The organism is Streptomyces sp. DvalAA-14 (genome assembly GCF_900091855.1).
Lineage (GTDB): Bacteria > Actinomycetota > Actinomycetes > Streptomycetales > Streptomycetaceae > Actinacidiphila.
Genome location: NZ_FMCH01000561.1, coordinates 1 through 10,621, shown reverse-complemented (window position 1 = coordinate 10,621; position 10,621 = coordinate 1). Strand labels below are relative to the sequence as shown.

The following is a 10,621-nucleotide window of genomic DNA, read 5'->3' as shown; positions in this document are numbered from 1 at the left end:
ATCTTTTCCGTCTCCACTGGTGGGAAAGGTCGTGCCGGCCGGTAGGGCTCTTCTCGCGTCGAGGCCAGGATCTCCGCGACGTGCACGGCGCGCAGCGGCGCGTCCTGACGGCGCAGCAGGCCGTCCAGGTGCATCAGGCAGGAGTTGTCCGCGCCGCACAGCACCTGGGCGCCGGTGTCCAGCGCGTGCCCGATCTTGTCGACACCCATCGCCACGGACACGTCCGGGTTCTTGACCGCGAAGGTGCCGCCGAAGCCGCAGCACTCCTCGGCCCCCTCCAGCTCCCGCAGCTCGATCCCGCCGACTGCCTCCAGCAGCCGCCTGGGCCGCTCCCCGAGGCGCAGAAACCGCAGTCCGTGGCAGGACGGGTGGTAGGTGACCGTGTGCGGGAAGTACGCCCCGACGTCCGTCACCCCGAGCACGTCCACCAGGAACTCGGTCAGCTCGTACGTCTTCGGGACCGCGGCAGCGGCGGCCTGCGCCAGCCCCTCGTCACGTCCTTCGTCCGCGGCCCGCTCGGCGATCCGCGGGTAGTTGTCCCGCACCATCGCGGCGCAGGAGCCGGACGGGGTGACCACGTAGTCGTAGCCGTCGAAGGCGGCGGCGTACCGGCGGACCAGCGGCTCGGTCTCGTGCCGGTAGCCGGTGTTGTACTGCGGCTGGCCGCAGCAGGACTGCGCGGTCGGGAAGCCGACCTCCACACCGAGGCGTTCGAGCAGGGTGACGACCGCGCGCCCGGTGTCCGGGTACAGCAAGTCGTTCACGCAGGTCACAAAGAGGGCTACGCGCACGGGGACTCCCCGGCGCCCGCGGCCGGGCCGAGCAGTTGTCGATCACACATGCGCCCATAGTGCCGCAGTGGAGAGCCGCAGGGAAGCAGACATCCGATGTTTTTTGGCGTGGTCGTCTGTCGCCTTTGCCGCTCTTCCGCGGCTCATTGGTGACGGCTCATTGGTGACGGCCCTCCGGAAGCCGCCGGCCCTCCCGCTCACCGCCAGCGTCCGCCAACAGCGCCAGGACCGCGCTCAGCACGGCGACGGCGGCCGCCGCGATCACCGCCGACCAGCCCACGTCCCCCAGCGTGGCCGCCACCACCAGCAGCACCGCGGCAAGCGCCGCGATCGCGGACACCGCCGCCAGCACCGTCTTCCAGCTCTGCGTCCCCATCCCCACAACCTAGTGCGGTACCGGACAGGTCTCAGCACTAGAGGCGGGCGGCCTCCCGCGCCGGGGCGGCAGCGGCACGGTCCGTCGGGCCGGACAGCAGGGCGCGGATCTCGCGGACGGCCGACCGTCCGGCCCGGTTGGCGCCGATCGTGCTCGCCGAGGGCCCGTAGCCGATCAGGTGGACCCGGGGGTCCTTCACCACCCGGGTGCCCTCGATCCGCACGCCGCCGCCCGGCTCCCGCAGCCGCAGCGGGGCCAGGTGGTCCAGGGCGGCGCGAAAGCCGGTCGCCCACACAATGACGTCGGCGTCCAGGGTGCGGCCGTCGGGCCAGACGACCCCGTCCGGGGTGATCCGCTCGAACATCGGCTCGCGGTGCAGGATGCCGCGTGCCTGGGCGTCCCGGATCGCCTCGGTCGCCGCCAGGCCGGTGGCCCCGACCACGCTCTGCGGTGGCAGCCCCTGCCTGACCCGCTCCTCGACGCGCGCGACCACGGCGCGGCCCCAGTCCTCGGAGAAGGCGATGTCACGAAAGACCGGCGGCCTGCGGGTCACCCAGGTGGTACGCGCCACCTCGGCGAGCTCGATCAGCAGCTGCACGGCGGACGTGCCGCCGCCGACGACCACGACGTGCCGGCCGGCGAACTCGCCGGCGCCCCGGTAGCCCGCGGTGTGCAGTTGCCGGCCCCGAAAGGTCTCCTGGCCGGGGTAGTACGGCAGGAACGGGCGGTCCCACGTGCCGGTCGCGTTGATCAGTGCCCGGGGGGCCCACACCCCCGCGTCGGTCTCCACCAGCAGCCGGCCGCCGGCGCCCTCGCGTACCGCCCGTACGTCCACCGGCCGCCGCACGCGCAGGTCGAAGGCCCGCTCGTAGCGCTCGAAATAGGCACCCACCACCGCGGACGACGGCAGGCCGGGGTCGGCGTCCCCCAGCGGCAGCCCGGGCAGATCGTGCACCCGGTGCGCCTTGCCGTAGGTCAGCGACGGCCAGCGGTACTGCCAGGCGCCGCCCGGCGCGGGCGAGTGGTCCAGGACGACGAAGCCGCTGCCGGGCTCGTAGCCCGCCCGGCGCAGGAAGTATCCGGCCGACAGGCCCGCCTGTCCCGCGCCGACCACGGCCACCTCGACGTCGCGCGCGTCACCCGGGTTGTCCATGCCTGTGCGAACCAACCGCGCCGGGGAAAGCTTCCCGGCCCGGGCCCGGATACCGTCCCCCGCGGTTGCGGTTGCGGTTGCGGTTGCGGCAGTGGCACGGCGGCAGTCGCCGCGGCCGGCTCAGCGCTCGCCCGCCGCGCCGATCGGGGAGGCCGGCATGCGGGGGTCGCAGGCCCAGCGGCGCAGCCGGGAGACCCGTTCGGCGGCCTCTTCGAGCCGGGAGACGGGCAGGTCGCCGTCGAAGACGGCGCGCGCGGCGGCGGTGTGGATGGCTTCGTGGACCCGCTCGCCGCTTGCAGGGCCCAGCCGCAGCAGGTCGACGCCGGCGATCCAGGCCAGCACGGCGGCGCCCGGGATGCCCCAGCCGTCCACGATCGACGGGGTGTCCAGGGCGTCGCTGACGACGACGCCGCCGTAGCCGAGTTCGCCGCGCAGGATGCCGGTGATGGCGGGCGCGCTGAGGGCCGCCGGCACGCCGTCCGCACCCGGGGACGGGGGAGTGGCCCGCGGTGATCGCGCGGACGCCGGCCGCGGCGCCCTCGGCGAAGGGGCGCAGGCTGCCGGCGCCGGTGAAGGGGCCGAGCGCGCCGGCCACGCCGTGGGTCTGGAGGTCGGTGACGAAGACGCGGGTCTCGTCGGCGCGCGGCCCCGGCCGTACGCCCAGGTGCAGATTGGCGCCCGCCGCGACGAGTCGGCCGCGGCGGCGCTGCCGCCACCGGGACGGCGCGGTCCGGGGTGCCCGGTCAGCGCGTCCGGCAGCGCGGCCCGGACGGCGTCGGTGGTGGCCCGGGCGGCCGTTCCGTAAGCGTGTACGGCGGCGCCGGGCGTGCCGCGTTCCAGGCCGCGCAGGAGCCAGTCGGGCAGTCGTCCGTGGTGCCCCTCGACGGAGGGCAGCAGGCATGAGTCGACCAGCGCGGCGAGCCGGTGCAGCGCGTTCACGTCGGTGTCCCCCTTCGGGGCGCGGCAGGGGTGGGCGGGTGTCCCCAGGCCCGCTGAATGGTACAGACCAATCGCCGTCGACGGCAATCCGGCCTACCGGGCCTGTCAAGTCACAGGCAGCAACGGCCGGTTGGTCCGCCGGGGCGGGACGCCGGGATCCGCGCCCCGCCCCGCACGCCCCTACCGCCCGCCGGCGAGCAGTAGGGGCGCGCCGCCGGGCGCCGACGCGGGCCGGCCGTTGGCGGCGGGGACACCGTCCAGCGGGGACGGCAGCGGCGGCAGCAGACCGCGGGCGGCGAGCTCGGGCATGACACCCTCCCCGAACCAGTACGCCTCCTCCAGGTGCGGATAGCCCGACAGCACGAAGTGCTCGACGCCCAGCGCGTGGTACTCCTCGATACGGTCGGCGATCTGGGCGTGGCTGCCGACCAGCGCCGTACCCGCGCCGCCGCGGACCAGACCGACCCCCGCCCACAGGTTCGGCGCGATCTCCAGCCGGTCGCGCCGCCCCCCGTGCAGCGCGAGCATCCGCTGCTGGCCCACCGACTCGCTGCGGCCCAGCGCCTGCTGGGCGGCCGCCACCGTGTCCTCGTCCAGATCGGCCAGCAGCCGGTCGGCGGTCGCCCACGCCTCGGCCGCCGCGTCGCGCGCGATCACATGCAGCCGGATGCCGAACCGGACGGTCCGCCCCTCGGCCTGCGCCAGCGAGCTGATCCAGTCGATCTTCTCCTTCACCTGCGCGGGCGGCTCCCCCCAGGTCAGATAGACATCGCTGTGCCGCGCGGCCACCGGCCCGGCCGCCGGGGACGAGCCGCCGAAGAAGATCTCCGGCAGCGGGTCCGGCGGCAGCGCGGTCAAACCGCCCTCCACCTGGTAGTGCTCACCGGCGAAGTCGAACGGCCGGCCCTCCCACACCCCGCGCACCACCGACAAGAACTCCGCGGTGCGCGCGTACCGGCTGTCGTGGTCCAGATGGTCGCCGAAGCGCCGCTGCTCGGTCGGGTCGCCGCCGGTCACCACGTTGAGCATCAGCCGGCCCCGGGTGATCCGCTGGTACGTGGCCGCCATCTGGGCCGCCAGGACCGGGGAGATCACCCCCGGCCGGAAGGCCACCAGGAACTTCAGCCGCTGCGTGTGCTGGGACAGTGCCACCGTCGTCAGCCAGGCGTCCTCGCACCACGTACCGGTCGGCGTCAGCACCCCCTCGAAGCCCAACTGGTCGGCGGCGCGCGCGATCTGGGCGAGGTAGTCGATGTCGGGGGCGCGCACGCCGCTCACCGGGGTGATCCGGGACCGCTTGACCCCGCCGTCGGTGTAGGCGTGCCGGTCCACCAGGGTGCGGCCGTCGCCTCCGGTGGGCAGGAACCAGTGCAGATGTACGGACATGGGGCGGAAGCCTTTCGCTGGATGCGGGCGCGCGAGCCGGGCCGCCCCGGGTGGGGCGCCGTGCGGGGCGGCCCGGGAACGGCGAGGAAGAGCGGGGAACAGCGGGGAGGAGCGGGGAGGAGCGGGGACTCGGCGCATGGAGCCGGAAGCCGGAAGTCCCGGTCGGTGGGCGGTGCTTGGGCGGTCCCGGCGCGGCGGGGAGGTCCGGGAAAGCGGCGACCGGACGGTCACCGGGACGCGGCGAGCGGAGGCGGGACGTCGAACGTCAGCGGCCGGCGGGACACGCGGCGCTCGCCACCCGCAGCAGGTCGATGTGACCGCGCGTGGTGAGCAGGCAGCGACGTGACATGCAGCGACGGTAGCCAGCGGCGCGTCGGCCGGTCAATGGCGTCTCGGCACGTGGCCACCGCCGGCCGGTCGGGCCGGCCGGCGCTTTTGCCGACACGGCCCGCGCACCCCGCGGGAGCCCGCCGCGGTGCGCGACCATGGGCGCATGGCCGATTCCTTCACCACCCGAGTGCTCGCCGTCACCACCGGCTCCCGTGAGGCGGTGCACGATCTGACCGACGCCTGCGCGTCCTTCCTGCGGCAGGCGGCAGGTGGCCGCGACGGGCTGCTCAATGTCTTCGTGCCGCACGCCACCGCCGGGATCGCGCTGATCGAGACCGGCTCGGGCAGCGACGACGACCTGCTGGCGCTGCTGGGGGATCTGCTGCCCGCCGACGACCGCTGGCAGCACCGCCACGGTCACCGCGGCCACGGCCGCGACCATGTGCTGCCCGCGCTCGTCCCGCCGCATGCCACCCTTCCGGTCGTCGGCGGCCGGCTGGAGCTGGGCACCTGGCAGTCGGTCGTACTGGTGGACACCAACACCGACAACGCCGAGCGCCGGGTGCGGCTGAGCTTCCTCGGCTGACACGACGACAGGAGGGCCGCTGCCGCCCTACGCAGTCGCCCCGCCGCGCCGCACCACCGTCCGCGCCGTGCGCAGCAGCGCGGCAAGGGCGGGCGGCAGCGGGTTCCTGGGCAGCCAGGCGAGCGCCGCGGTGGACAGCGGGAGATCCGTCACCTCGACGTAGGCCACACCGGGGCGCGGATACAGCTGCCGTGCGGCGGCGGGAAGGAAGGCGATCGCCTCACCCCGCGCCACCGCGAGCAGCATCGCCTCGATGTCCGCGGCCACCGGGCCGAAGCGGACCGGCGTGCCGTCCGGACGGGGATTGACGACCCAGTCGTCCCACCACAGCCGCGGGGCGCCCGCGGGGACGTCCACGACGGGGCGGCCGGCGAGTTGCGCCAGGGTGATCGGCTGGCGCGCGGCCAGCGGGTCGTCGGCCGGCAGACACGCCAGGCGCGCTTCGGTGGCCAGTTGGAGGGTGTGGAGGCGGGGCGGCAGCGGCGGGCGGAGGAAAGCCGCGTCGAGCTCGCCGTCCATCAGTGCCTCGATCTGCTCGGTGAAGTTCACCGCGCGGATCTCCACCGTGATCCGGGGATGCCGGATCCCCAACTCGGCCAGGACGGTCCGCGTGTACGGCATCGCGGCTTCCGCCCCGATGGCGCCGATCACCAGGTGGCCGGCGACCTCCCGCTGGTGGAGTCCGGCCGATCCGCGGAGCCGGGCCATGGCGTCCGCCGCCGCCTTGACGTCGGGGAGCAGAGCCCGGCCGGCCGCCGTCAACTCCACGCTGCGGCTGCTGCGTTGGACCAGCTGAAGGCCCAGCGCGGTTTCCAGCGCGCGGATCTGCCGGCTCAGCGCCGGCTGGGTCATGAACAGCCGGGCGGCGGCCCGTCCGAAGTGCAGCTCCTCCGCCAGGACCAGGAACAGCCGTAGTTGATGGGTAGTGGGTTCACGGCGCGCGTCCGGATCGGGATCGGGATTGGGATCGGGCGAGGACGGGCCGAGCGCCCCCCCGTGATCTCGATCCATGCCCAACAGGTTATCGCCGCCGCGCAGTTCGTCATCGCCGCGCGCCTGCCGCGGCAGGGCGGCGGGCCGCACAATCCAGGGGTCGGGGTGACGGGCGCGCAGGGGGGCGCGACCCGGCACGTGGGGGCGCCCTGAAACTGCGGCAGTCGGCCGCGGGCCCGGGTCCGCAGGAGCGCGGGCGGACGAGTCGTCCGCGCTCCCGCGGACAGTGGGCAGCGGCAGGCGCTCGCCCGACGTCACCGTGCCGGGCCCGCGCGGGCCGGGGAGGCACACAGCCCTCAGGCGCCGACCAGCACCTCACCGAGGTCGTAGCTCACCGGCTCCTCCAGCTGCGCATACGTGCACTGCGCCGGCTCGCGGTCATCGCGCCAGCGGCGGAACTGCGCGGTGTGCCGGAAGCGGGCGCCCTGCATGTGGTCGTAGGCCACCTCGACCACCCGCTCCGGACGGAGCGGGATCCACGACAGGTCCTTCTTGCCGGTCCACCGGCTCGGCCCCCCGGGCAGCCGGTCGGCGGCCTGCGCCTCCTCGCTGGCCCAGCGCTCCCACGGGTGGCCCGCGGCGCTCTCCATCCGCAGCGGCTCCAGCTCCGCCATCAGCGCCCGGCGCCGGGCCATCGGGAAGGAGGCGCAGACCCCGACATGCTGCAGGCGCCCGGCCGTGTCGTACAGGCCCAGCAGCAGCGAGCCCACCACCGGGCCGCTCTTGTGCAGCCGCAGACCCGCCACCACGCAGTCGGCGGTGCGCTCGTGCTTGACCTTGACCATCACCCGCTCGCCCGGCCGGTACGGCAGCGCCGGCGGCTTGGCGACCACACCGTCCAGGCCCGCGCCCTCGAACCGCTCGAACCAGCCGCGGGCCACCTCGATGTCGTCGGTGGCGGGCGCGGTGAAGACCGGCGCGGACGCTCCGCGCAGCGCCCCGGTCAGCGCCTCACGGCGGTCCCGCTGCGCGGTGTCCATCAGCGAGCGGTCACCGAGCGCCAGCAGATCGAAGGCGACGAAGCCGGCCGGGGTCACCTCCGCCAGATGGCGTACCCGGGAGTCGGCCGGATGAATGCGTTCCAGCAGCGCCTCGAAGTCCAGCCGGCCGTCGCGGGCGATCACGATCTCGCCGTCCAGCACGCAGCGCGCCGGGACCCGCTCCCGCAGGGCGGCCACCACCTCGGGGAAATAGCGGGTCAGCGGTTTGCCGGAGCGGCTGCCCACCTCGATCTCGTCGCCGTCACGGAAGACGATCGCCCGGAAACCGTCCCACTTGGCCTCGTACAGCATGCCGGGCGGGATGGCCTTGGCGGCCTTCGCCAGCATCGGCCGCACCGGAGGCATGACAGGAAGGTCCATGAGGGCGATTGTGCGGGCGGCGACCGCTGCGCGCCCGCCGGACCGCCAGGTCCAGGGCCGCCTGCCCCGGGCCGCCTGCCCCCGGGCCGCCCGGTCCGGACCGCCCGCGCCGACGCGCGGCTCCCGGCGGCCCGGCCTAGCGTGGACGCATGGCTGAATCCCTGGACCTCACCGTCGGCGAGCGGACCGTCCGGGTGTCCAACCCGAACAAGGTGTACTTCCCGCAGCGCGGACTGACCAAGGGCGACATCGCCCGCTACTACGCCAGCGTCGGTGAAGGGGCCCTGCGGGCCCTGCGCGACCGGCCCACCACCTTGCAGCGATTCCCCGAAGGGGTGGACGGCGAGTTCTTCTTCCAAAAGCGCGCCCCCAAGAACCTCCCGGACTGGATCCCGACCGGCCGGATCGCCTTTCCCAGCGGCCGGCACGCCGACGAGATCTGCCCCACCGAGCCCGCCGCCGTGCTCTGGGCGGCCAACCTCGGCTGCCTGACCTTCCACCCCTGGCCGGTCCGGCGCGGCGACACCGAGCGCCCGGACGAGTTGCGCATCGACCTCGACCCGCAGCCCGGCACGGATTACGCCGACGCGGTACGCGCCGCGCTGGAACTGCGGGACGTCCTGCAGGAACTCGGCCTGGAGGGCTGGCCGAAGACCTCCGGCGGGCGCGGCCTGCACGTCTTCGTCCCCATCGCCCCGGAGTGGACCTTCACCCAGGTGCGGCGCTCGGCCATCGCGGTGGCCCGGGAACTGGAACGCCGCGACCCCGAGCGGGTCACCACCGCCTGGTGGAAGGAGGAGCGCGGCGCGAAGATCTTCGTCGACTACAACCAGACCGCCCGCGACCGCACGATCGCCAGCGCCTACTCGGTACGGCCCTTCCCGAACGCGCCGGTGTCCGCGCCACTGCGCTGGGAGGAGGTGCCCGACGCGGTGCCCGAGGACTTCGACGTGGTGACGATGCCGGCGCGGTTCGCCGAAGTCGGCGACGTGCACGCCGAGATGGACGAGCACGCCTTCCGGCTGGACGCGGCCCTCGAACTGGCCGCCCGCGACGAGAGCGAGCACAAGCTCGGCGACCTCCCCTACCCGCCCGAGCACCCGAAGATGGACGGCGAGCCGACGCGGGTCCAGCCGAGCCGGGCCAAGAAGTAGGCCCCGCGGGCCGCGCCCGGTCCCTTCTACGGCCCCGGTGCGGCCTCGATACGGCCCCGGTGGGACCCCGGCCGCGGTCCCGCAGTCGGCGCCGGACTACCGGGCCGCCCGCTCCCCGTCGGACACGGCCCCGCCGCCCACCGCCTCCACCAGCGGCAGTACCCGGTGGGCCACCCGCTCGCGCAGCGCTATCTCGGTGCGCGTGCGCACCACGCCGGGCAGTTGGACCAGCCGCTGGATGATGTCCTCCAGGTGCGGGTTGTCCCGGGCCACCACCCGGGTGAGCAGATCGCCGCTCCCGGTGATGGAGAACGCCTCGATGATCTCCGGCACCGCCGACAGCTCGTGGCCCACCTTGTCCAGGCACCCCTGGGTGACCTCGATCCGCACGAAGGCCAGCACCGGATGCCCCAGCCCGGCCGGGGATATCCGAGGCCCGGCCGGCGTCATCACCCCGGCCCGCTCCAACCGGTCGAGCCGGGCCTGCAGAGTGCCGCGGGCCACGCCGAGGATACGGGCGTACTCGCGGACGCTGGTGCGCGGCCGCTCCACAAGCAGGCGCAAAATGCTTGCGTCCAGGGCATCGACGGGCATGGGACGGCCGTTCCCCTCAAGATCAGGTCTCCGTCATATGCACTGTACGGATGGTCCCGAGCGCAGGGGTCACTTTGAGCCACTGTCCTGGTCGGGGCGAACCGGGCGATGCCGCCGGCCGGTCGGAGCCGTTCAGGCACGTGCGGGACGACGCGGGAATCCTTGCGCGGCGGCCCGGATCCAGCCGTGGCCGGCGAACCACTCCGCGCACCAGCCCGTCCACCGCGCCACGTACGGCTCCTGCGGAGCCAGGCCGAGGCCGTGCGCGCCGTGCGGGAGCACATGCAACTCGACCGGGACGCCGGCCCGGCGGAGCGCCGCCGTGTAGCCGAGCGCGTGCTCCACGTCGACCGACTCGTCGTCGGCGGTGTGCCAGCAGAAGACCGGCGGTGTGTCCGGGTGCACCGCGAATTCCAAGGAGACCGACCGCAGGGAACTCGGCCCGGCGTCCGGGCCGAGCAGCGAAGCTGTCGAATGCAGCGACGGCAGGTGGCTGAAGGACGTCACCGGATAGCAGAGCACGGCCAGGTCGGGCCGCTCGGCGCCCTCCGCCTCCGAACCCCCGGCGATCCAACCGGCCAGATGGCCGCCGGCCGAGAAACCCAGCACGGCCACCCGGGTCGGATCGGCGCCCGGCCCCGCCGCGCCCCCGCGGATCGCCCGCATGGCGGCCCGCGCGTCGTCCAACGGCGCCTTGGTGCCTCGGGGTTCGAGGCTGTAGCGCAGCACGGCGGCGTTCAGCCCGAGTCCGTTGAGCCACTCGGCGACCGGCTCCGCCTCGTGATCGGCGTGCAGGCGGTAGGCCCCGCCGGGCAGTACGAGGACGACGGGAGCCGGGGAGCCGCCCGCCGGAGCGGGACGGAAACTCAGCTGGCTGTCGAGGGATGCGGACACGCGGGTGCCTCCTGGAACGTGCGGATCTCCGTACCGTAACGCGGGCGCCGGTTGCCTTGATCAG

11 protein-coding genes and 1 pseudogene are annotated in these 10,621 nt (G+C 74.4%); 3 read left to right on the top strand and 9 right to left on the bottom strand.

What is annotated here, in order from left to right; all coding sequences use genetic code 11:
* From GA0115240_RS30410 to GA0115240_RS37410, 4 genes and pseudogenes are all read right to left on the bottom strand, one after another.
* Positions 1-791 (bottom strand): (Fe-S)-binding protein (locus tag GA0115240_RS30410; RefSeq protein WP_093741661.1); only part of this gene is annotated, 791 nt, incomplete at its 3' end.
* Positions 792-948: 157 nt separating this feature from the next.
* Complete coding sequence (locus GA0115240_RS30405; RefSeq protein WP_093741657.1) at positions 949-1,167, bottom strand: hypothetical protein; 219 nt, start codon at positions 1,165-1,167, stop codon at positions 949-951.
* Positions 1,168-1,204: 37 nt separating this feature from the next.
* On the bottom strand, positions 1,205-2,320 hold the full coding sequence (locus tag GA0115240_RS30400; RefSeq protein WP_093741655.1) for an NAD(P)-binding domain-containing protein: 1,116 nt from the start codon (positions 2,318-2,320) through the stop codon (positions 1,205-1,207).
* A gap of 120 nt (positions 2,321-2,440) precedes the next feature.
* Positions 2,441-2,797, bottom strand: a pseudogene (locus GA0115240_RS37410) (glycoside hydrolase family 3 N-terminal domain-containing protein); the annotation flags it as partial.
* 22 nt (positions 2,798-2,819) lie between these two features.
* Between GA0115240_RS37410 and GA0115240_RS37405 the strand changes: the two are divergent.
* Entirely contained in the window at positions 2,820-3,125 is a 306-nt protein-coding gene (locus GA0115240_RS37405; protein WP_161302581.1) for a hypothetical protein, read from the top strand.
* Positions 3,126-3,439: 314 nt separating this feature from the next.
* Here GA0115240_RS37405 and GA0115240_RS30390 read toward each other — a convergent pair whose 3' ends face one another.
* On the bottom strand, positions 3,440-4,645 hold the full coding sequence (locus GA0115240_RS30390) for an LLM class flavin-dependent oxidoreductase (RefSeq protein WP_093741651.1): 1,206 nt from the start codon (positions 4,643-4,645) through the stop codon (positions 3,440-3,442).
* 493 nt (positions 4,646-5,138) lie between these two features.
* Between GA0115240_RS30390 and GA0115240_RS30385 the strand changes: the two genes are divergently transcribed.
* Positions 5,139-5,561, top strand: coding sequence for a secondary thiamine-phosphate synthase enzyme YjbQ (locus GA0115240_RS30385; protein WP_093741649.1), 423 nt, complete (start codon positions 5,139-5,141; stop codon positions 5,559-5,561).
* Positions 5,562-5,588: 27 nt separating this feature from the next.
* On the opposite strand, the gene GA0115240_RS30380 is transcribed toward GA0115240_RS30385, so the two are convergent.
* Together GA0115240_RS30380 and GA0115240_RS30375 are read right to left on the bottom strand one after the other, a co-directional pair.
* On the bottom strand, positions 5,589-6,572 hold the full coding sequence (locus GA0115240_RS30380; protein ID WP_093741659.1) for a LysR family transcriptional regulator: 984 nt from the start codon (positions 6,570-6,572) through the stop codon (positions 5,589-5,591).
* 278 nt (positions 6,573-6,850) lie between these two features.
* Positions 6,851-7,915: an ATP-dependent DNA ligase gene (locus GA0115240_RS30375; protein ID WP_093741648.1), complete on the bottom strand. Its 1,065-nt coding sequence runs from the start codon at positions 7,913-7,915 to the stop codon at positions 6,851-6,853.
* Positions 7,916-8,064: 149 nt separating this feature from the next.
* On the opposite strand from GA0115240_RS30375, the gene ligD reads away from it, so the two are divergent.
* Entirely contained in the window at positions 8,065-9,069 is a 1,005-nt protein-coding gene (ligD, locus tag GA0115240_RS30370; RefSeq protein WP_093741646.1) for a non-homologous end-joining DNA ligase, read from the top strand.
* 96 nt (positions 9,070-9,165) lie between these two features.
* On the opposite strand, the gene GA0115240_RS30365 is transcribed toward ligD, so the two are convergent.
* A complete protein-coding gene (locus tag GA0115240_RS30365) occupies positions 9,166-9,663 on the bottom strand; it encodes an Lrp/AsnC family transcriptional regulator (protein ID WP_093741644.1) in 498 nt (165 codons plus the stop codon).
* A 132-nt stretch (positions 9,664-9,795) separates the two neighbouring features.
* Complete coding sequence (locus GA0115240_RS30360) at positions 9,796-10,557, bottom strand: alpha/beta hydrolase (RefSeq protein ID WP_093741641.1); 762 nt, start codon at positions 10,555-10,557, stop codon at positions 9,796-9,798.
* Positions 10,558-10,621: the final 64 nt, after the last annotated feature.

Bases quoted from the DNA above. Each gene is read 5' to 3' on its own strand.
- GA0115240_RS30405 (WP_093741657.1), bottom strand. From the start codon at position 1,167: ATGGGGACGCAGAGCTGGAAGACGGTGCTGGCGGCGGTGTCCGCGATC.
- GA0115240_RS30400 (WP_093741655.1), bottom strand. From the start codon at position 2,320: ATGGACAACCCGGGTGACGCGCGCGACGTCGAGGTGGCCGTGGTCGGC.
- GA0115240_RS30390 (WP_093741651.1), bottom strand. From the start codon at position 4,645: ATGTCCGTACATCTGCACTGGTTCCTGCCCACCGGAGGCGACGGCCGC.
- GA0115240_RS30385 (WP_093741649.1), top strand. From the start codon at position 5,139: ATGGCCGATTCCTTCACCACCCGAGTGCTCGCCGTCACCACCGGCTCC.
- GA0115240_RS30380 (WP_093741659.1), bottom strand. From the start codon at position 6,572: ATGGATCGAGATCACGGGGGGGCGCTCGGCCCGTCCTCGCCCGATCCC.
- GA0115240_RS30375 (WP_093741648.1), bottom strand. From the start codon at position 7,915: ATGGACCTTCCTGTCATGCCTCCGGTGCGGCCGATGCTGGCGAAGGCC.
- ligD (WP_093741646.1), top strand. From the start codon at position 8,065: ATGGCTGAATCCCTGGACCTCACCGTCGGCGAGCGGACCGTCCGGGTG.
- GA0115240_RS30365 (WP_093741644.1), bottom strand. From the start codon at position 9,663: ATGCCCGTCGATGCCCTGGACGCAAGCATTTTGCGCCTGCTTGTGGAG.